This window comes from Arthrospira sp. PCC 9901, from assembly GCF_059013425.1.
The window spans coordinates 1,172,693-1,192,593 of the sequence record NZ_CP102296.1 but is presented as its reverse complement, the minus strand read 5'-3'; the positions used below and the strand labels follow the sequence as shown (position 1 = coordinate 1,192,593).

General features: G+C 43.4%; 18 protein-coding genes and 1 pseudogene. 6 read left to right on the top strand and 13 right to left on the bottom strand.

What is annotated here, in order from left to right; all coding sequences use genetic code 11:
• Positions 1 to 49: 49 nt before the first annotated feature.
• Positions 50 to 574, top strand: a complete 525-nt coding sequence (locus tag NLZ44_RS05285; RefSeq protein WP_493752087.1) for a DUF937 domain-containing protein — start codon at positions 50 to 52, stop codon at positions 572 to 574.
• 21 nt (positions 575 to 595) lie between these two features.
• Positions 596 to 889 (top strand): TIGR03792 family protein, encoded by a 294-nt coding sequence (locus NLZ44_RS05280; protein ID WP_493752086.1) that lies wholly within the window; start codon positions 596 to 598, stop codon positions 887 to 889.
• 13 nt (positions 890 to 902) lie between these two features.
• On the opposite strand, the gene NLZ44_RS05275 is transcribed toward NLZ44_RS05280, so the two are convergent.
• On the bottom strand, positions 903 to 1,037 hold the full coding sequence (locus tag NLZ44_RS05275) for a hypothetical protein (protein ID WP_493752085.1): 135 nt from the start codon (positions 1,035 to 1,037) through the stop codon (positions 903 to 905).
• Positions 1,038 to 1,151: 114 nt separating this feature from the next.
• Here NLZ44_RS05275 and NLZ44_RS05270 point away from each other — a divergent pair, with 114 nt between their 5' ends.
• Positions 1,152 to 1,964 carry a hypothetical protein gene (locus NLZ44_RS05270; RefSeq protein WP_493752084.1) on the top strand — a complete coding sequence of 271 codons (813 nt, stop codon included), beginning with the start codon at positions 1,152 to 1,154 and terminating at the stop codon, positions 1,962 to 1,964.
• An 8-nt stretch (positions 1,965 to 1,972) separates the two neighbouring features.
• On the top strand, positions 1,973 to 2,962 hold the full coding sequence (locus NLZ44_RS05265) for a nucleoside hydrolase (RefSeq protein WP_493752083.1): 990 nt from the start codon (positions 1,973 to 1,975) through the stop codon (positions 2,960 to 2,962).
• 240 nt (positions 2,963 to 3,202) lie between these two features.
• On the opposite strand, the gene gatC is transcribed toward NLZ44_RS05265, so the two are convergent.
• The 6 genes and pseudogenes from gatC to NLZ44_RS05235 form a co-directional block, all read right to left on the bottom strand.
• On the bottom strand, positions 3,203 to 3,496 hold the full coding sequence (gatC, locus tag NLZ44_RS05260) for an Asp-tRNA(Asn)/Glu-tRNA(Gln) amidotransferase subunit GatC (protein WP_493752082.1): 294 nt from the start codon (positions 3,494 to 3,496) through the stop codon (positions 3,203 to 3,205).
• Between the two features lie 20 nt (positions 3,497 to 3,516).
• Positions 3,517 to 4,038 carry a photosystem I assembly protein Ycf3 gene (locus tag NLZ44_RS05255; RefSeq protein WP_006624111.1) on the bottom strand — a complete coding sequence of 174 codons (522 nt, stop codon included), beginning with the start codon at positions 4,036 to 4,038 and terminating at the stop codon, positions 3,517 to 3,519.
• A 20-nt stretch (positions 4,039 to 4,058) separates the two neighbouring features.
• Positions 4,059 to 4,440, bottom strand: a pseudogene (locus NLZ44_RS05250) (zinc ribbon domain-containing protein); the annotation flags it as partial.
• A 375-nt stretch (positions 4,441 to 4,815) separates the two neighbouring features.
• Positions 4,816 to 5,226 carry a hypothetical protein gene (locus NLZ44_RS05245; RefSeq protein ID WP_493752081.1) on the bottom strand — a complete coding sequence of 137 codons (411 nt, stop codon included), beginning with the start codon at positions 5,224 to 5,226 and terminating at the stop codon, positions 4,816 to 4,818.
• 94 nt (positions 5,227 to 5,320) lie between these two features.
• Entirely contained in the window at positions 5,321 to 9,172 is a 3,852-nt protein-coding gene (locus NLZ44_RS05240) for a GAF domain-containing protein (RefSeq protein ID WP_493752080.1), read from the bottom strand.
• Positions 9,165 to 10,208, bottom strand: coding sequence for a GGDEF domain-containing response regulator (locus tag NLZ44_RS05235; protein ID WP_493752079.1), 1,044 nt, complete (start codon positions 10,206 to 10,208; stop codon positions 9,165 to 9,167). Before NLZ44_RS05235 ends, NLZ44_RS05240 begins: the two co-directional genes overlap by 8 nt.
• Before the next feature lie 360 nt (positions 10,209 to 10,568).
• Here NLZ44_RS05235 and NLZ44_RS05230 point away from each other — a divergent pair, with 360 nt between their 5' ends.
• Entirely contained in the window at positions 10,569 to 11,789 is a 1,221-nt protein-coding gene (locus NLZ44_RS05230; RefSeq protein ID WP_493752078.1) for an HhoA/HhoB/HtrA family serine endopeptidase, read from the top strand.
• A gap of 167 nt (positions 11,790 to 11,956) precedes the next feature.
• Here NLZ44_RS05230 and NLZ44_RS05225 read toward each other — a convergent pair whose 3' ends face one another.
• The 6 genes from NLZ44_RS05225 to lpxC all read right to left on the bottom strand — a co-directional run bounded on the left by NLZ44_RS05225 (position 11,957) and on the right by lpxC (position 17,626).
• Positions 11,957 to 12,826, bottom strand: coding sequence for a DUF4435 domain-containing protein (locus NLZ44_RS05225; protein ID WP_493752077.1), 870 nt, complete (start codon positions 12,824 to 12,826; stop codon positions 11,957 to 11,959).
• Positions 12,823 to 14,172 carry an AAA family ATPase gene (locus NLZ44_RS05220; protein WP_493752076.1) on the bottom strand — a complete coding sequence of 450 codons (1,350 nt, stop codon included), beginning with the start codon at positions 14,170 to 14,172 and terminating at the stop codon, positions 12,823 to 12,825. The genes NLZ44_RS05225 and NLZ44_RS05220 overlap by 4 nt, the downstream gene beginning before the upstream one ends.
• A gap of 18 nt (positions 14,173 to 14,190) precedes the next feature.
• Positions 14,191 to 15,348 (bottom strand): lipid-A-disaccharide synthase, encoded by a 1,158-nt coding sequence (gene lpxB, locus NLZ44_RS05215; protein ID WP_493752075.1) that lies wholly within the window; start codon positions 15,346 to 15,348, stop codon positions 14,191 to 14,193.
• Complete coding sequence (lpxA, locus tag NLZ44_RS05210; RefSeq protein ID WP_006617111.1) at positions 15,345 to 16,157, bottom strand: acyl-ACP--UDP-N-acetylglucosamine O-acyltransferase; 813 nt, start codon at positions 16,155 to 16,157, stop codon at positions 15,345 to 15,347. Before lpxA ends, lpxB begins: the two co-directional genes overlap by 4 nt.
• A gap of 118 nt (positions 16,158 to 16,275) precedes the next feature.
• On the bottom strand, positions 16,276 to 16,770 hold the full coding sequence (fabZ, locus tag NLZ44_RS05205; protein WP_493752074.1) for a 3-hydroxyacyl-ACP dehydratase FabZ: 495 nt from the start codon (positions 16,768 to 16,770) through the stop codon (positions 16,276 to 16,278).
• Positions 16,757 to 17,626: a UDP-3-O-acyl-N-acetylglucosamine deacetylase gene (lpxC, locus tag NLZ44_RS05200; RefSeq protein WP_315641950.1), complete on the bottom strand. Its 870-nt coding sequence runs from the start codon at positions 17,624 to 17,626 to the stop codon at positions 16,757 to 16,759. The genes fabZ and lpxC overlap by 14 nt, the downstream gene beginning before the upstream one ends.
• Before the next feature lie 628 nt (positions 17,627 to 18,254).
• Here lpxC and NLZ44_RS05195 point away from each other — a divergent pair.
• A complete protein-coding gene (locus NLZ44_RS05195) occupies positions 18,255 to 19,850 on the top strand; it encodes a sensor domain-containing diguanylate cyclase (RefSeq protein WP_493752073.1) in 1,596 nt (531 codons plus the stop codon).
• The last annotated feature ends 51 nt before the right edge of the window (positions 19,851 to 19,901 follow it).

The window sequence follows — 19,901 nt, the reverse complement described above, 5'->3', positions numbered from 1 at the left end:
CGCTAGGGGTACACTAGAAGTAAATTTAGTGAATGACGGGTAATTGTCCATGAAACTATTTGATCAAATTGTCGGTGCTTTGAATAACCCAGCACTGCAAGCCAACACTAATCAAATTAATGATCTCATAAATACGGCACAACAGCTAGGGGTTAACTTTGGTGGGTCTCCGGAAACCACCCAGGCGGTGATGTCTGTGGTGGGGGACTATGTGCGATCGGCACTCAAGGAAAAGTGCGACCAGGAAGGCAAGGAATCAGTACAATCCTTGGTGAATCAGTATAGTGGTGTTGAAGCGAATCCTGCTGTGGTACAATTACTATTTTCTCCCCAACAGCAAAATCGACTGATTGAAGCGGTCGAACAGCGCACGGGAGTTAATGCTCAGACTATTAGAAGTTTGCTGCCGCTATTGGTTCCTGTGGTTTTGAACTTTTTGCAAACTGGGACTAATAGCCAAGATCCACAAAAAGGCGAAAATCCGGTTTTGACGAGTTTCTTAGATAGTACCGGTGATGGAGAGGCTGATATTGCGGGTGTGCTGCGACTAGCTAGTAGCTTTTTTAAGCGCTAATCTGATAATTGGTCTAATGATATGGTGATTGAATGGTTACGGTTTAAGGTTCCTCCAGGACAGTGGGAAGCCTTCATTCAGAAGGATGAACAGGTTTGGACGGAAGGACTGAAGCAGTTTCCGGGTTTTATTGGTAAGGAAACTTGGGTTGACCCTAAACTAGAAGAGGTGATCCTGATAATTCGCTGGGAAACTCGCGAACAGTGGAAGTCCATTCCCACAGAAGCCTTAGAAAAGCTAGACCTAGCCATGGGTGATCTGAAAATGCCGATTATTGAAAGCTATGAGTATCAGGTGCGTAAGTTCCTACATTAAGGATTGAGGAAGATTAGCTGAATTTGTCAATGAGGGCAAACATAAGGTTAAGGGTCAGTAAACCTACCCCAATCAAAAGCCCGATAAAAGTGGCAATACTCAAAAATGGACGAATTTTGGCAAATCCACGGTTTTGTTTTGGTTCCATAAAACGGATAACTCCTGCTAGGCAACAGATCAGACAATTACGGATTAGACTGGGATTATAACATAATTGCTTGTACCATCATCGACCTGCCCACTTTTAACCTAAATTGAAACCATGGCTATGTTTTCTCCGATTTCTCACCCAAATCAATCTGTACTTAACCATAATCACAGTGCTGCCATGTCCAAACCTAATTCGTCAGAGTCTGATCTTTTACCCTCGCCTTTACCTGTGCGCCACTGGTTGGAGTGGGCAGAATATATTTCTTTGGCAAGTTCTGCTATTGGGTCGGTGGTGGTGGCGCTTTCGGGTCAGGCTTTCTATGGGGTTGCGCCTCTGACTGTGGCTCTCTCTCTTAATGTTGCTAACCGACATCGCCTACAACAGTCTATGGGGGAAACTCAGGCTGATGTGGTTGAGGTTCGGGAGTCGGTGGAGGTTTTGGAACAAAAGGCGGTGCGGGCAATTTTGGGGTTGCGCCAACAACTAAGGGGAGATATTGAGGCACTGGAGAGCAAATTACCAGAACCTGTAAGTGAGGATGAATTGATGAGGGTTCGTGGGTCAAAACAGGTGGCTGTGTTAACGGAGTCTGTGGCTTCGTTTCAGAGTGAAATGTCTCAGGCTTTGGATGAGATGGAACAGCAGTTTCACCAGGAAATTGCCCCTTTACAGGGTAGTGTGATTGAGTTACAAAATGCGATCGCATCATTACAAAATCAACAGGGTAAATTGACAACTCCTGTTCAGGGTCAGGCGGGTGATGTGTCTCAAATTCAGGCTGAACTAGAACGCATATCTAATGAAAACGAGACAATTATTAAGCCTCATATAAAACGTTTACTTTTGGTAGTTAAACAACTGCAAAAGACTGATAATAATTATTTGCCGCGTCCACCTAAACCCAATTCTAATAATAAGAATTAGCTGGCAATATGACATTAACAATAAAGCCGAGAAAAATTATCTTAGATACTGACCCAGGTGGGGATGATGTGTTCGCTTTGCTATGGTTGCAAAGTTTGGTTAGCCAAGGTATGGCTGAATTGGTGGCGGTGACAACTGCAGAAGGAAATGTGGAGGCTCAACGCACTTTTACCACGGCTAGTCAGGTTCTGGCTTGGACTGGAATGGATGGGGTGACGGTGGGTCGTGGGGTGATGGGGGTTAATTCTTTGGTGGGAAATGCTAGTCATATTCACGGGGATGATGGGATCGGGAATTTGTCGGATACTTTACCGCCGCCTACCCATAATTTTGAGGATGCTTTGGGTTCGCCACAGGTGATTATTGACTGTTTAGAAAAATATCCAGGGGAAATTACTATAGCAGCGATCGCTCCTTTAACTAATTTAGCCGCAGCAGAACAAATACGCCCAGGTATTCTCCAGTTGGCGCGGGAAATTGTGATTATGGGGGGTTCTTTTCATTTGGGGGGAAATGTTACGCCCCATGGAGAGTTTAATATTATTTATAACCCGGAAGCGGCGGCTACTGTTTTCGCCAGTCGCCATGATTTGGTGATGATTTCCTTAGATGTTACCCAGCATTTAATTTTCACCCCAGAAATTAGCGATCGCATAGCCGCAGTTAACCCCCAAAGTGCGATCGCCGAATTTATAGTTGATTTAGTCAAGTTCATGGTAACAACCGCCTTAAAAAACCGCCGCACTCGTGGGATTCCCGGTTTTTTAGTGCATGATGCCGCTACTATTGCTTATATATTCTACCCGGAATTATTCAAGTTTTACCGGGCTAAAGTTGAGATAGAAACCCAAGGAATATCAACTCGCGGTCTCACCTGGTTTGACCGCACCCATCAACCCAAATTAGATGTTAATAGTTGGGTAATTTCCGAGGTGGATGATGATATGTTTTTTGCGATTTTAGTCGAAGATTTAAAACAATTAATAATTAATAATTAACAATTAATAATGGATAATGGACAATTGATAATTAATTACCGATTACCGATTGTCCATGGCCGATTATCGATGGTTGAAAGGATTAATTTTCGTCGCTGAGAATTTGAGGAACTCGGAAGAAATCCCCTAACAATTAACAATTAATAATTAATAATTAACAATTAATAATGGACAATTGATAATTGATAATTAATTACCGATTACCGATTGTCCATGGCCGATTATCGATAGTTGAAAGGATTAATTTTCGTCGCTGAGAATTTGAGGAACTCGGAAGAAATCCCCATCAGGTTCTGGGGCGGCGGCGAGTAAAGCGTCGCGATTTGGATAGGCTTCAAGTTGATCAGGACGGGTGATATTACTGACATCGATCGCCCGCATAGTAGGGGCGACTTTTTCCGTATCCAGCTCCTTGAGTTGTTCAAAGTAATCCAAAATACCATTCAATTCCTTAGTAAACTTTTCCTCTTCCGAGGGCTGTAGTTGTAAGCGAGCTAAGTGAGCCACTTTGCGGACTTCTTCGCGATCAATCATGCTGGTAATCAAACTCCTATTTAGAAGTAAACATCAATATCACTGCGGCCTGTTGTTTTCAGCCAGTTCTGAGCTTCAATGTAGTTATTAGGAGCGAGACGAATAGCACGTTTCCAGTATTCTGCGGCTTCCCGATAGGCTTGTTCTGCGGCATCCTCATCTCCGGCTTCTTTGGCGCGATCGCCGCGATAGTGGAAAATGACAGCAATATTATTGAGAGCCTGGGGAAGGCGGGGGTTGAGATCAATTGCTTGATGGTAATAATCTAGTGCTTGGTCATGTTCGCCGTTGCTGGTGTGAATCAAACCAATGTTATAGAGGATATAACTGCGATCGTTAGGATCTTGTTCAAGTTTGAGAGCCTCATAATAGTTTTCGAGAGCTTCTGCATATTCTCCATCAGCTTGAGCGGACATTCCATCGCGATAGTAGGCGAAGGCTTCTTTTGCCTCCCGGCTGGTAGGTAGCATTTTCAGAAGCATATCAGCCGCGACCGTAAAAGTCTTATCAATGAAATTATCGTTACGTTGAGTTCTGGGCATTTTATAGGAATCTGATACATTTACGCGACATTTTTCCGGTTGTTCCCGGACAATGCGACGATAGCACTATTACCCGTTAAGGTAACAGAGGCGGTATCCCGCAAAGCTTTTAGAAAGATTCCCAAAGCACCGTTCCAGTCCCGTGGTAGAGTGAACCCGCACTCAGGACATCGGAACACTTTTGAGCCACCTAGCTGGGAATGGACATGACCACAGTGAGTACAGGTTTTGCTGGTGTATTCTTCGGTCACATCTACAACTGTTCAGTTATTTCCGCGCTTGATGTCTCAGGGTTAGTTTGAATCGATAATGCGCCCATGTCAGCATGGCTCGGGCAGTCTTAGACCTGATTAGACGCTTCACCTTGGCAACCATATTGGAAGTCTCGAAGGTGGGCCCAAAAAATCAGGCTGTGTTATGGGATGGTCAGGGATGCGACCCAATCAACCAAGGGGTTGAAGTCCTCACCGGGTAGTTATTTCGCCCATTTCAGCTCTATTTCATACCCGAAGGTCTCGCACCATACTTGGTATTATACTGTATTGCCGTAAAATGTTAACCTAATTTGAGATTAAATAATGCTCTTTACTGTAGCAATGATTGCCTTGCGATGCAGCCTACACCCATTCGCTTCCAGAGCCTTGAGTTACTGGCCCAAATTCATCTTGTCTGCGGGGTGGCGGGAACCGTTTTATATTCCCAAGGTATGGCGGTGGGGGTTTAATCCGGTTCCCAGAAACTGAATTTACGACAACAGGGAGAAAATCGCCAAAATCCCTACGAGTCTGGATTGGCTCGTTTCAGCAAATCAGAGCGAATTAAACCACCCATCCAAGTCCAGTTTGTGCGTTCTTCTTTTGGTATAAAATGAGCCATGACAGTATCTGGACTACTTTGATAGAAAGTCTTAATTTCTGCCCGTGCCCACAGTCCCCAAGGCGCTCTGACCAAAATATGATCTCCGACCACAAACACCTCACCCTCAGAATTTTCCGCCTGGGGAAGTTCCACCGCAACTTTCGGCTTGTGTTTAATGGGTTTTGAAGGTTTCACGGTGCGACTAGGAATGTGTTTGACAGTCCCAGTAGACCGAGAATTTTCTTGGGTGTTGGTAGTCGGCGATTCGGAACTAGGCTCAGGGGGTTTGTTTGGTCTAGTAACTGCTAAAATTTTGTGATTGCTATTCATTGACACTCCTGGATGCTACATCTCACCATATCCTTTGTTCCTATTTTGGCATCCTTGTTCCGCAAATCCAAGATGATATTTGGAACTTAACCGCTCAAAGATCGGGGTTTCCGGTAATAAAAGCCAAAATTCGGTCAAATTCAAAATTATCAGCCCATCCCTTTAATAAATCAGCCAAAGCGCCATGATACTCTGGAATTTCAGCAATCAAGGCTAGAATTTCCGGTTCGTTGGTACACAAAACCGCTTGATGTAGTTGCTGTATCCAAGTCGTCGGCATCACTCGCAGGGAGTCGCTGTCAAGGGGGACAGCAGGCTGGTTTTGCAGATCGGAAGTTAATGATACATCCTCTATAGGACTTCCTTCGTATAGATAGCGCACGCCTAAGTATTGAGCCATCTTATCAAAAATCACTGCTTCTCGAAAGGGTTTACTGACAAAATCATCACAACCCATAGCTAAAATTTGCGATCGCTCCTCTTCAAAAGCATGAGCTGTCAGAGCGATAATGATAGGGGCGCGATGTGGTGGTATAGTTTCTTTAATGTGTTTAGTAGCTTCCAAACCATCCATAACTGGCATTCTCATATCCATCCAGACCAAATCAGGTTGCCACTTAGCGCACATTGTAATCGCTTCTAAGCCATTTTCAGCCGCCTGCACCTCAAAACCCACCTTAGACAGTAAACAGACCAGTACCTGGCGATTTTCTTGGGCATCTTCTACCACCAAAATCCGATAAGATGGTTGTCCGTCAGCTAAAGCAATCACCCGTTTTTGGATAGGTTGAGCCGGGATTTCTTGAGGGTCTGCTGCTTGTACGACAATGGGAAATTTGACTATTGTACCCTTTCCCACCTGGCTGATAATATCAATTTCGCCGCCCATCATTTGTACAAATTTCTGGCTAATTGGTAATCCTAAACCCGTCCCTTCATTAGACTTACGACCTGTTTCAGTTTGCCCAAATGGTTTAAATAGCATATCAATTTCATCCGGAGCAATTCCTGGTCCGGTATCTTCCACCTCAAAACTGAGGATAGTTATATCGGGGGTTTCATAGTTCTGAGACTGAACTCGCAGGGTAACTCGTCCTGATTCCGTAAACTTAATGGCATTTCCCAATAAATTAATCAAAACTTGTCGTAGTTTATTTTCATCGGTTTTCACATATTGGGGGACATTATGATGCACCTGAAACTCTAATTTCAATCCCTTGGTTTTACTTCTTAAACCCAGCATTTCGTGCAAGTTTTTCAGAAGATAGTAAAGGTCAAAACTGATTTGATTAAACGTAATGCGACCCGCTTCAATTTTCGACATTTCTAGGACATCATTAATCAGTTCTAAAAGATGTTCTCCCGAACGACCAATAATTTTGATATATTCCTGTTGGGATACATTTAACTGTTCATCCCTAGCCAGAATTTGGGTAAAGCCTAAGATAGCATTTAAAGGAGTGCGTAACTCATGACTCATTTTGGTGAGAAATTCACTTTTAGCTCGATTAGCCGCATCAGAGGTTTCTTTGGCTTTCTGTAACTGTTTCATCAGTTCTACTTGTTGGAGGGCGACACCTAATTGATTGGCAATTTGAGCTAATAGACTCACTTCTCGATGCATCCACTCTCTGGGAAAATTGTGTTGATAGGCGGCAATAATTCCCCATTGAGTTTCGCCTAAAAATACGGGAGTAATCATATAGGATCTAATCATAAATTCATCCATGAGAACTCGATGAGAATCAGAAAGGGGGGAGGTATAAATATCATCAACTGCTTGTTGATGGTAAATTTGATTTATATTTCCCTGACTCTCTTTCAAATGTAAAGAAAACCAAGTATTAGGGTCAGTTAGATTGATAAACTGGGGACAGTTTGGCGCTACGGACTCAAACAAAAACTTGCCGTTTCCTTGGGGTAAAAGTCGATAAACTACAACGCGATCGCATCTGAGAATTTGGCGCACAGCTTGAGCAGTAGCCCTAAAAATCATATCCATATCCAGAGTTTGGCGTATGGTTTCAATTAACCTGGATAAAGCCCTTTCCTGTTGAGCGGCTTTAGTTTGTTCTTGGGATTGTTTTTGCGCCTGGGTGAGCAGTTCGGCTTGTTGCAAAGCCACCCCTAATTGGAGAGCTATTTTTTGTACAAATTCGACCTCAGAACTTTTCCAAGAACGAGGATAGGAGCATTGATGAATACATAATAAACCCCAGAGATGGCTCCCTTTTAGCAGGGGAATTACCAAATTTGCTCTCACCTGAAACTTAGATAAAAGTTGAATATAGCAAGGGTCTAAATTTGCTTCATAAATATCAGCAATGGATTGAATGCGGGAGTTTTTGTATTCCTCCACAAATGAATTAGCGAAACAAGCATCATGAACTTTCCAATTTAAAGCTGATTCAAACTGAGGTAAAACATCTTCCGATACAAAATTACCATCCCGGTAATTAGAGAGGGGATGAAAGCTAAAGATAGCCACTCTGTCGGCGTTCAAAAGTTGACGGACTTCGGCGGTAGCTGTAGCAAAAATTGTATTAATATCTAAGGTGCGCCTGATTTTATCAATCACTTCGGCTAAGGCTCGTTCTCGTTCAGCTTCCCTGGCTAAATGTTCGGCTTGGCGACGCAGTTCTATGGCTAAGGTAGTTTGCAATTTTTCTTTTTGTTGTTGGGTTTGAGCGAGAAGTTCTGCTTGTTGAATAGCCACCCCAAGCTGGGCACCAATTTGGATTAAAAAGTTGATTTCACTCTGAGTCCATTGTCGGGGTCGGGAGTTTTGAAATGCTGCTAAAAGTCCCCACAATTTCTGATTTTGATAAATAGCAATAATAGCATAGGATCGCGCTTGATAAGTATGCTGTACATTCAGATAACATTCGGAAAATCCACCTTGATAAATGTCATCGCAAACTCGGAAGACTTCCCCACGACTGAAAGGACCTCCTTGGCTTTCTTGAAGATGGGTGTCTACTATGGGAGAATCTGTTAAATATTTGAGGCTGCATTCACTTATATTGCTACATAATGAATTTTGTTGATTTTGTAAATCCATTAAGGAGATCCAACCTTCGCCTTTGGATTCAACTACAAATTCGCCACTCCAGTCGGGGTTAAATCGATAAATAACTACCCGATCGCTTTTAAGTAATTGTCTGACTTCTTCGGTGGTGGTGATAAAGATAGTTTGTAGGTCTAGGGATTGGCGAATTTTGTTAATAATGGCGGCGACGGCTTTCTCTCTTTGGACGGCTTGCGCGACGGCTTGAGTTAAATCTTTGGACTGTTGTTGTAGTTTTTGGACCAATTCGGCGTGTTGGAGAGCAATGCTTAAATGGGTGGCAATTTGTTCGACAAATTCAATCTCTGAGGTTTCCCATTTCCGAGGTCGAGAACATTGATGAATACATAATAAACCCCACAGGCGATCGCCTTGTAATAGGGGGACGACCAAATTGGCTCTGACATGAAACTTTTCGAGGATCTGAATATGACAAGCAGCCAATTCAAGTTGGTAGATATCTTCGGATATCCAAATTCTGCCTTTTTGATAATATGTCGCGTGATGTTCTCCAAAACAATGGTCATTTATTTTAGCTGCTAATGTGGAATTATATTCAGGTAAAACATCTTCGGAGACAAACTCACCACACTGATATTCGCAATTTTCATCAAAGCGGTACATCCCGACGCGATCGGCATTCAGAAGTTGACGGACTTCTCTGGCTGTCGAGGTGAATATACTTTGTAAATCGAGGGATTCTCGAATTTTGCTAATAACTGTAAATAGCGCTTTATGTTTGGCAATTTGGGCAGATTGAGCCTGGTTAATAGCTGCTATTTTTTCCAGTTCATAAATACGTTTTTCTAGGAATGCTATTTTTTCGATAAGTTCCCCTTGACTGGGGAGATTTGGGTTCAATTTTGGATGGTTAGACATATTTATTATCAACCATAGCTGTAACGCGATCGCGACCCTGTTGTTTAGATTGATACAAAGCGCGATCGGCAATATCAATTAGTTTACAGGGACTTTCTGTTAGCTTAGGAATTTGACTACTTACGCCAAAACTGAGGGTAACAATTTCACTTACCTGAGAATAGAGATGGGGGATTTTCAATTGTTTGACCGCTTGGGAAATATTCTCAGCTACCGTGATTGAACCTTTCAGGTCAGTATCCGGTAAGAGGACCACAAATTCTTCCCCCCCATAACGAGCGGCTAAATCCGAGGGTCGTTTAACATTGTTTTCCAGAGCTTTAGCAATATTGCGGAGACAATCATCTCCCATTTGATGACCATAATGATCATTGTAGGGTTTGAAATAATCCACATCACAAATAATCAGGGATAAGGGTTGCTGAACCCGTGCTAACCTTTTCCATTGCTGAATTATATATTCATCAAATCGCCGTCGATTAGCGACATGAGTTAAACCATCTAAATGAGCAATCCGATACAGTTCGGCGTTAGCTTGTTGTAATTCAATTTGCGATCGTTGTAGGGCTGACTCTATTTCTTTGCGTCTTTGAATTTCTTGCTGTAGCTGATAATTCTGGGCTTGTAGTTGTTGTTGTTGATGTCGCAAAATCATTTGAGTTTTGACTCGCACTAGGACTTCTTCTACCTGAAAAGGCTTAGTAATATAATCTACTCCTCCAATAGTAAAAGCCTTGACTTTATCAGGAAGTTCATCTAAAGCGCTCATAAAAATCACCGGAATTTCTGCCGTAATTTCATCAGCTTTCAGTTGCATACAAACCTCATAACCGTCCATATCAGGCATTTTGATATCTAGTAGCACCAAATCAGGAGGTGAGGCTTTAGCCGTAATCAAGGCCATTTTTCCCTTGGTCACTCTCCTGACATTGTAGCCCTGCTCTGTCAGCATTTGAGAAAGCAGTCGCAAGTTATCCGGTTTATCGTCAACCAGTAAAATATTGCCAAATTGGGATGTGTTTGGGGGCCGGATCATTAGCGTGTCGGTAAACCGGATAGCTAGAATAGGTAGCCAAGAGTCAAGGGAATTGACAAAATACCTCAAAAGGGAGGGAAGTTGATATTTTCCCCCAATGGTTGCCTTGAGAGCAACCCTACCATTTACCTAGAAGGTAAGCAGGAGGGCTGTCTTGCCTATAGATATCCCTCCGGGTGAGGTGGGATGTCTCGCAGTTTCCTAGTTTACCATAATTGCTGTCCTGGGATAATTTTCGATAAAGGCTCCTGTAGCGGCGTTGGTGCTGCTGGTTCACACAGATGTCATATCAATGCTACAACTTCGCCAAATCTCTCATTTAATCTAAGAACTATCAAGCGATTAATGGGAGTGTTAACGATGCAAGATTCTCTAAAATCCTCTGTGCGTCCTATTCAGCCTGTAGCTTATTTATCGATGCTTTTGTTGGGTGCGGGGCTTACTTTTGGTGTTGTTTCCCTTACCCCTAATGCTGGTTCTTCCCGTGAGAGTACCGGTGAAACTAACACTGGAGCGGCAGATATGAACCCTGGGATGGTTTCTCCAGGTCACGTTTTGGCACAAAATCCTAATTTAGTCAGTGCTGTGGTGGAGCGGGTGGGAGCAGCAGTGGTTCAAATTGATACAGCCAGAACTGTAGAAACTCAGGTTCCTGATGTGTTTAATGACCCGTTCTTCCGACGGTTTTTTGGCCAACGACTCCCTAGTGGTCCGGGGCGGCGAGTTGTTCAGGGTTCCGGTTCGGGTTTTATTGTGGGTTCTGATGGTCGGATTTTGACTAATGCTCATGTGGTGGAGGGAGCCACCCAAGTGCGGGTGACTTTGCGCGATGGTCGCCAGTTTGATGGGGAAGTGCTGGGAACTGACCCGGTGACTGATGTGGCTGTGGTGAAAATTCCGGCGCAAAATCTCCCAACTGTGAGTTTGGGTAATTCTGACCGATTGAGACCGGGAGAAATGGCGATCGCTATTGGTAATCCTCTGGGGTTAGAAAACACTGTCACCATGGGTATTATTAGTGCTACCGGTCGCTCTAGTGGCTCTATTGGCGCACCGGATAAACGGGTGAGTTTTATTCAAACTGATGCGGCGATTAATCCGGGTAATTCGGGGGGACCTTTACTTAATCAAAATGGTGAGGTCATTGGTATGAACACGGCTATTATCCAAGGCGCACAGGGTTTAGGTTTTGCTATTCCGATTAATCGGGTTGGGAATATCGCTGATCAAATTGTGGCTAATGGTCACGTTGATCATCCATTTTTGGGTATTCAAATGGTGAGTTTAAACCCCGAAGTTAAGCAGAATATTAATAATGATCCCAACAGTGGTTTAAAGGTTGATACAGACCAAGGGGTGTTAGTTGTCCGTGTGGTTCCTAATTCTCCAGCGGCTCAGGCTGGACTCCGAGTGGGTGATGTGATTTCTCAAATTAATGGTCAAATCATTCGGGACGCAGCGGAGGTTCAACAGTTGGTTGAACAAACGGGAGTAGGTCATCAATTACGATTGGAATTACGCCGCAATGGTCAAAATCAAGGTTTCGCTGTTCGCACCGGAACTTTGAGAGAACAAAGTTAGGTTAACTTGACATTAACTACACCTGGGGACAATTAGTTGGGTTGTTGGCAACTCTCCTAAACTGTCCCCTCCATTTTATAATTGACAGGCTGTATTTAATTTCTGGGTTTCCTGTATGATAGTTGTGGGGATATGTCCGATTATATTAAGCACCTAATATCAAGATTTTAGGCTGGTGGTTCTAAAATTCTAAAGGGTTGGTTATCCCTTTCCCAACGGCAAATTTCAGAGTAGAGGTGGGTTTTATAAAAGTAGGCTTTTTCGTAAGCAAGTCGCAGACTGCGATCGATTATCTCAGGTTTAACATCCTGGGAATTATGAGAACCAATTGCTTTGCATAAAGCCAAAGACAATATTTCTACTAAATCATGACCACAACAAATTTGCCAAGGATCGTCACTTTGACTATTTAAATTCGTGATTTTAGAGATAATATCTGGAGTGCTTAGATAGGACTTTTGGGATTTATTTTTCACAACATCAATTAGCTTTTCGTAGGCAATCTTGATTTGATTTTTATCAACAAACTTACTAAAATCAATAGCCTGAAAAGTTAAGTTTAATCCTTCCGTCTGGGAAATCCAACGCCAATATCCGACAGGCTTTCCGGCTGCTAGTAAAACCTCCCTAATATCTCCCGGAAAGCTAGATATTTTTGATTCTGAACCAAATTCATCCAAGACTTTATTAAAGGCTAGAGAGTTTAATAACATGGTTTCTAGGTCGTGGGTATCTGTCCTAAGTAAATTAGAACTATAACTGGGTAAATCATCAATTAAGTGATCAAAATCAGCGTCAACAATTGCTACAACTCCTGGAAAATCTGAATTTTCAAGTTTTTGGAGAACATCAATAACAAGCTGCTTGTTAGATGGCTTACCAGCAATGATGACAGATTGACAAACTGATTTATCAATAAGCCAATTATAAAAAATCCTGTCAGTATGACCTTCAACTAACAGAAAAGTACCTTTAAATGTACTTCGCAATAGGCGGACTTTATTAACCTCACGGTCTACGGAAATAAACTCTCTCATTTGGGTCCCTGGAGTTCCACTGTCAAATCCCAACGGTCTTGAATGATATCTGGAGAATGAGTAGCCATTACAATATTGAGTTTGGCGAGTTTAGTGATTTCTTGCAAGTCTTTGATAAACTCAACTTGCCAGCCAACATGAAGGGATAATTCTGGTTCATCTATTAATACTAAAGAATCGGGTTTAACTTTAAATAGTAATTCATATATAAGGATTAACTCATGTTGTTCGCCTGATGATAAATCCGTTGGACAAAGTTCATGATTTAAAACTTGTTTATATTCAGATAATGATGATTTATAGGATGATGTAAAAATAAATCCTTGGTCTTTACTAAAGCCAATATTTTTATAAGAATAGGCGAACTTTTTGTTAATTATTTTGCGAAACAAATCAATTTTGTCTGCTATATCATCGAAAACACTTAGTTTTTTATCCATGTCTTCTACATAAACAGATAAGATGTTTTTGGTTGTTTCGTCTATAGATGGTGGATGAATATCAACTTCTGAACTTTCATCTTGATTCAACAAACCCACTTCCATAAGTCGCGATCGCATTTTATCAAGATGGTCTAATTTATCATAAAGTTGCTCATCTGTTAAGTAAGTTGATGGCTGCTGCTGAACCACTCTGAGGGGAAAGGTTCTATCGAGAGATTGAGATATTGTGCCATATTCAGTAAATTTGTGTTGCATTTTTTGCGCTAATTCACGGGAATATACGGATACTGTTGATAAATCAGATAATCTTTTATAAGCGATTCTGCGTTCATAATTAGAGGCAATATTGAGGAGTCTTTGTGATTCTATAAGTCTGACATTAATCTGCCTCTGTAAATCTTGTAGCCACTCAGGTTGTTGTTCACATTTAATACCTCTCAATAAATCTGGGAACCTATCTACAATGTCTGATATTGAGAGCATTTCTTCCGTGGGTAAGTATCGCCACCTTTGAGGACCAACCCGCATAAGTTCAGGAATTAGATAGTCCAAGTCACTGATAGAAATTTCATCAATATCATTGATTTGGGACTTGTCTAAAATAAAGATTTCGGAATTTTTAGAAAAATTAAACCTGATGGTATTTGATTGGTCTTGTCTGCCTGTTTTTTTATCGATTTCCAGATAATTACCATCATCAAATTCTACTTTAAAAGTTTCAAAGGGAAGATTTCTTAATTCTGAATACTGGCAATTAAATAAGCCGTTAAGTAGTTTCAAAATCACGGTTTTGCCAAAGCCATTAGGGCCGTGAATGATGGTAATTCTATCATTTAAATTAACAGGAATTTCGTGGTTAAAAATTCCAAATAAGCCGCCAACATAAACTTTAATGATTTGCATAAATTTACCTCGGATACCTCAAGTTTTACCAGCATTTAAAATTTCTATGGCTGCCCGATCGCCTGCTCCTTCTCCCCCCAATACCTGGCGCATTTGTCGATATTCAGTTAACATTTGTTCTCGTTTGGTGGAGTTGGGAAAAAGTTGGATAACCTGGTTGACAATGGCTTCTGGTGTAACTTCATCTTGTAGCAATTCTGGCACAATTTCCTTCATTTGGACTAAATTGGGAGGAGCCATAAAGGGGATGGAAAAATGGAGAAGGTGACGAGCGACCCAAGCGGTAATTTGACTCACTCGATAAACGACAACTTGGGGAACTTCCAGTAAAGCTAATTCAAGGTTAACGGTACCTGACTTGGCGATCGCCAAATCAGCGGCGGCTAGTACATCAGTTTTATTTTCTACTAAAGAAGCCCGGAGATTATATTGTAAAATACCCCGTTCAATATCTGCCCGATACTTTTCTAAAGATAATGGAATCCAAAAACGCACCAATGGAAACTGAGCCTGAAGAGTGGCGGCGGCTTGAAATATAATGGGCATCAAATAGCGAATTTCCTGCTGTCGGGAAGCGGGAAGTAAGGCGATCGCTATTTCCTCAGTAGCAATACCCAAATTTTCCCTGGCTTGGTGGCGGCTGGGGTAGGCTTTAATCCGGTCAATAAGCGGATGCCCTACCCAGGTCACTTTCGCGCCTTTAGCGGCAAAATAGCGGGCTTCCTGGGGAAAAATGGCAAGGATGCGATCGCTAAAATTGACGATTTGATTAGTATTGCGCGATCCCAGAGACCAAACCCACTCCTGGGGGGCAATATAATAGATAATGGGAATCTCGGGGAATCTGCCTTTAATCAGATTACCGATACCGATATTAGGTCCCATGTAATCAATTAAAATAGCGACATCGACAGGGTTTTCTTGCAGATAACGCCTGACCCTAGCCTGCATTTGCAATGTAGGGATAAAATAGGGCAAAGACTCCCAAATTCCGACCGCACCAATAGCGGTAGTATCCCCCAACAATTGGGCTCCGGCGGCTGCGGTTTGCGGCCCTCCCAAAGCAGTAATTTCCAAGCTATAACCTTTAATTTCGGCTTGTCGGCGCAAGGCTGCTACCAATAGCGCCGCCTGCATATCTCCTGAAACCTCCCCGGTGCTAATAAAAATCCTCATGGCGCTTCTGGTGTGACCCGTTTTCCCGGAATAAGACCGCGCCTTTCCGGTGTGAGTGAGAGACGGACAAAATTAATCAAATGGTCAAGATAGGAATTTTGGGGGAGTTGTTCCAATTGAGCGATCGCTTCTGAGAGACGGTGTGGGGTACGGTATAAAATCCGAAATGCCTTTTTAATTAGTCCCAACTCCTCATTAGTCAAACCCGCGCGTTTAAGACCGACAGAATTAAGCGATCGCACTCGGGACGGGTTGCCTTCCACTAACATAAATGGTGGTACGTCGCGGTCAATGCGACTCATACCTCCAACCATAGAAAACTGACCAATGCGGACGAACTGATGGACTCCCAAAACGCCGCTCAACCGTGCTTTAGACTCAATATGAACATGACCCGCCAAAGCTACCCCGTTGGCAATTACCACTCCATCCTCAATGGTACAGTTATGGCCCACATGAACATAAGCCATAAGTAGATTACCATTGCCAATTTTGGTGGCTTCTCCGGCATAGGTAGCCCGGTTAATGGTCACATATTCCCGAATGCGGTTGTCGTCGCCAATGGTAACAAAACTCACCGCCCCCTCGTATTTTAAATCCTGGGTTTCCAACCCAATAGCAGCCCCCGGAAATATCTGGTTTCTGGCTCCTATTTCTGTCCATCCTTGAATGACGGCATGGGGGCCAATGGTAGTGCCAGGGCCGATTTTTACGTTTTCTCCAATAACGGCGTATGCACCCACCCGCACGGTCGGGTGCAACTGAGCACCAGGCTCGATCACTGCTGTCGGGTGGATTAAAGTGGTCATGGAAATCAAATATGTTACTGATTGACCAAATTGGTTTGCTGCCGCAATTATACGGAACTGTGGCAATTCCTGAACCTGATCTGGTGTAATTCCATTGGTCCAGTTTAAAGTTTAGGCTTTAGTCTGCGAGGGAAAACATTAGTTCTCCTTCACAGGTTCTTGCCCCATCAACTTCGGCGGCTGCTTGCATATAAGCAAAACGACGGCGTTTGACGGACAGTAGTTGTACTCGCATGATTAACTGGTCGCCGGGAACTACTGGGCGGCGAAAGCGGACTTTATCAATTCCCGCAAATAGGAATAGTTTACCTTCCATGTCTGGCAGTTGGGTCAGTACAATGCCGCCGACTTGAGCCATGGCTTCTACAATTAGCACCCCGGGCATAATTGGCCGACCGGGGAAGTGTCCCTGAAAGTGGGGTTCGTTGATGGTGACATTTTTAATTCCGGTTGCTCGTTCTCCGGGAATATACTCGATAATGCGATCGACTAGGGCGAAAGGATAGCGGTGGGGTAGCAGTTTTTGGATTTCTGCGATCGCTAAAGTGTTTTCCGGTGCTAATTGGGAGTTGCTGTTATCCTGAAGATCGGGGGTCGTGTTAACTGTGGACATTCTTTAACTGTTGAACGTTGCTGTTGGTAGGGGTTTGGCTAATGCGCCGCACTAACTCGACGTGCAGGTGATGACCAGCTTTATAGGCAAGATAGTGGGCTTGGGGGATAGTTCCCAGTAAACTGAGATCTCCTACTAAGTCTAAGATTTTATGACGCGCTGGCTCATTTGCAAATCTTAGGGGCGGATTTATCCAACCCGAATGGGAACAGACGATCGCATTATCTAGGCTTCCTCCCTTGATTAATCCAGCTTTTTGTAGGGCTTCTATCTGTGAGGCTAGGGTGAAAGTCCGGGCGGGGGCAATTTCTGTGATAAAGTTTTGCTCATCGGGACTCCAACTATGCCACTGGTTCCCGATAGCCGCCACTTCAAAATCAATGCCGTAGGTAAATCGGGTTTCGGTGGAGGGTATAGCCATCACGAAGGCATCTCCCTGACGCACAGAGATTTCTTGATTGAGGGGTGCACTAGGCTGTGGTTCAATTTCTTTCAGCCCGGCTGCTGCTATGGCTTCTGACCACGGTTTGGCGGAGCCGTCTAATAGGGGCAATTCTGGTCCGTTAACTTCTATGCGTGCGTGACTGACTCCCCCAGCGGTGAGGGCAGATAACAGGTGTTCTACGGTGCGAATACTGGCGCTATCACTATTTCCCAGTTCTGTTGATAGGGTGGTAGACCTTACTGATTCACAACTGGCTGTAATTATTGGGCATTCCGGTAGGTCAACTCGGACAAAGTGCCTTCCGCCTCTGGTGGCTGGCAGAATTTTTACGGTGGTGATTTCACCGCTATGGAGTCCGACTCCTGATTGGCTTATGGCTTGGGCTAGGGTGTATTGTTGAGCAAGACTCATGGGACTTTATGAATTTATGGCATTTATGACCGCTCATGATACAGTTTGACGCACCCTAGGCGCGGATCGTTCAGGGTATATGCACAAAATGTCGTTTTTGTCAAGAGGCGGATTTGGGGCGATCGCTTTTTCCTCAAAAACTCGTGCATCGGGATTTTTAAATTTTACTCGGAGAATTTTATGAGGGGCGATACAATCAGGGTTTTAGCCACTTTTTTGGCGTATAGACACAGCAAGCCCTTGGCAGCGATTTATATGATGATACTCTAACCCGCATCCTGTCGTCAAGTTTTTGAGAGAAGTTATCAACAAAAATTTATCAATCTTTGGAAAATCAAAAGTTTTTGCCGAAATACATCAGGGAAACTTAACTAAAGCCGGGATTCGTTGGAGTAGTTATGGCTATGTAGTTTTGTAGAGTCCCTGAAGGGAGCAACTGATGGGTGGGCCATTAGCCAGGTAAAGATGGAGATATTTCGTCTAGGGAATAGCCCATCATAGCAGGGCTGTATCTACTGTTATATCAAGATTTGTATCACTAAGGAACAAAGTCGGAAAAACCAACTTATCCTAAAAGAAAGACCGTTTAATAATAATAAAAAGCTCATAAAAATTGAGGTAAACCAGAATGATGGATAAGTATTTGTGTCCGTGCTGTTCTGAGCCGCTTCTCATTCATATTATCGCCCATAAGAAAATTGGCTTTTGTATGAACTGTCATCAGGAAATGCCACTAATTGAGCAAAGTCGGCAAATGGCTACTGTGACCGAACCTGTAGATGTTAGCACCATAAACACAGAGCAACTGAGTCGGGATCAAGTCTCTCGGGGAACCCTCCAGACCACGGCGGCGGGAATTTGGATTTTGGATCGCCAGACGAAGACGGCATTTGTTAATCCGAAAATGGCAGAAATCCTGGGATATACTCCGGAAGAGATGATTGGTAAATCTCTGTGGAAATTTATGGATGAGAGACACCCGGCATTTTCGGCGATCGCTCACCAAAATCACCCAGGCGATCGCGAAGAGAAATACAATCTGAGTCTGCGACACCGTTTAGGAAAATCGGTTTGGGTAACACTGTCGGTGCGTCCCCTATTTGATGAAGAAAACCAGTTTGAAGGAAATCTCTGCATTGCCATTGACACCAGTTCCCAAAAAGTGATGGAAGATGCCATCAAGAAACAATCACAACGGGAAGAAGCCATGGAAAGGTTAACCCAAGTGATCCGAAATTCCCTGAATTTAGAGCGGATCTTTCAGATAGCAGTGACTGAACTGGGGAAAATTTTTAAAGTGGAGTCGGTGCAAATTGTGCAGTATATTTCCCAAGGCAAATCATGGCTGAATAGGGCTGAATATCGACAACCGACTAATTCTATATTGGCTAAAATCCCATCTAATTCGGGTAAAACCTACACTAAACAGGTGGGGTCGGAATTACCGTCAGTATTGCGATCGCTAACCCTGAAGGTCCCCAATTCCCAAGATGAAGCCACCATTCAAGACTTCCTACAAAGTTGTCCAGGGGGGTGGCTACCAATTCCCCTGTATAGTCGCAGTCGTTTATGGGGAAGTTTAAGCCTAGTGATGACTGACCCCGGTTATCAGTGGCAAGAGTCCGACCTGAAACTGATCCATGGTTTTGCCAATCAACTGTCGATCGCCATTTATCAAGCCGAACTCTACCACCAGCTAGAAGAGTCCAACCGCAAACTCCAGCAACTTGACATCATCGACAGTCTCACCGGACTGGTAAGCCGTCATGGTTTTAATGATTATCTCAGTCGCCAATGGCAGCGAATGATGGAGGAACAAGCGCCCCTATCTCTGATTTTATCGCGCGTTGAAGATTGGGAACAATACCGAGAGCAACAGGGTGACAACGCCGCTGATCAATGTTTGCGTAATGTTGCCAAAATCATTAAACATACTGTCACCCACCCTCACGGTTTGGTTGCTCGTTATCAACAGGCAGAATTTGCGGTATTATTGCCTTCTACCAATGCTCGATGGGCGGTGCGCCTAGTGGATACTATCCAGGAACAAATTGGACAACTTAGCCAAGTGTCGATTTATTCCCAAAGATTACTCAGTTTTGGGGTCGCCAGTAGCACTCCGGCGATCGGTTCACCGACTCACACCCTAACTAAGGCGGCGGAACAAGCCCTTAATCGCGGTGCTTCTCGATTTTGTCAGTGTCTGCTTTCCCAAAAAGACTAAAAAAAGAGTTGTTGTCTATTAGCCAACAATTATGAAACCCTCCCATGCCTT

What these genes read in the sequence shown, in the direction of transcription:
- NLZ44_RS05285 (WP_493752087.1), top strand. Translation starts at nt 50, where the DNA reads ATGAAACTATTTGATCAAATTGTCGGTGCTTTGAATAACCCAGCACTG.
- NLZ44_RS05280 (WP_493752086.1), top strand. Translation starts at nt 596, where the DNA reads ATGGTGATTGAATGGTTACGGTTTAAGGTTCCTCCAGGACAGTGGGAA.
- NLZ44_RS05275 (WP_493752085.1), bottom strand. Translation starts at nt 1,037, where the DNA reads ATGGAACCAAAACAAAACCGTGGATTTGCCAAAATTCGTCCATTTTTG.
- NLZ44_RS05270 (WP_493752084.1), top strand. Translation starts at nt 1,152, where the DNA reads ATGGCTATGTTTTCTCCGATTTCTCACCCAAATCAATCTGTACTTAAC.
- NLZ44_RS05265 (WP_493752083.1), top strand. Translation starts at nt 1,973, where the DNA reads ATGACATTAACAATAAAGCCGAGAAAAATTATCTTAGATACTGACCCA.
- gatC (WP_493752082.1), bottom strand. Translation starts at nt 3,496, where the DNA reads ATGATTGATCGCGAAGAAGTCCGCAAAGTGGCTCACTTAGCTCGCTTA.
- NLZ44_RS05255 (WP_006624111.1), bottom strand. Translation starts at nt 4,038, where the DNA reads ATGCCCAGAACTCAACGTAACGATAATTTCATTGATAAGACTTTTACG.
- NLZ44_RS05245 (WP_493752081.1), bottom strand. Translation starts at nt 5,226, where the DNA reads ATGAATAGCAATCACAAAATTTTAGCAGTTACTAGACCAAACAAACCC.
- NLZ44_RS05240 (WP_493752080.1), bottom strand. Translation starts at nt 9,172, where the DNA reads ATGTCTAACCATCCAAAATTGAACCCAAATCTCCCCAGTCAAGGGGAA.
- NLZ44_RS05235 (WP_493752079.1), bottom strand. Translation starts at nt 10,208, where the DNA reads ATGATCCGGCCCCCAAACACATCCCAATTTGGCAATATTTTACTGGTT.
- NLZ44_RS05230 (WP_493752078.1), top strand. Translation starts at nt 10,569, where the DNA reads ATGCAAGATTCTCTAAAATCCTCTGTGCGTCCTATTCAGCCTGTAGCT.
- NLZ44_RS05225 (WP_493752077.1), bottom strand. Translation starts at nt 12,826, where the DNA reads ATGAGAGAGTTTATTTCCGTAGACCGTGAGGTTAATAAAGTCCGCCTA.
- NLZ44_RS05220 (WP_493752076.1), bottom strand. Translation starts at nt 14,172, where the DNA reads ATGCAAATCATTAAAGTTTATGTTGGCGGCTTATTTGGAATTTTTAAC.
- lpxB (WP_493752075.1), bottom strand. Translation starts at nt 15,348, where the DNA reads ATGAGGATTTTTATTAGCACCGGGGAGGTTTCAGGAGATATGCAGGCG.
- lpxA (WP_006617111.1), bottom strand. Translation starts at nt 16,157, where the DNA reads ATGACCACTTTAATCCACCCGACAGCAGTGATCGAGCCTGGTGCTCAG.
- fabZ (WP_493752074.1), bottom strand. Translation starts at nt 16,770, where the DNA reads ATGTCCACAGTTAACACGACCCCCGATCTTCAGGATAACAGCAACTCC.
- lpxC (WP_315641950.1), bottom strand. Translation starts at nt 17,626, where the DNA reads ATGAGTCTTGCTCAACAATACACCCTAGCCCAAGCCATAAGCCAATCA.
- NLZ44_RS05195 (WP_493752073.1), top strand. Translation starts at nt 18,255, where the DNA reads ATGATGGATAAGTATTTGTGTCCGTGCTGTTCTGAGCCGCTTCTCATT.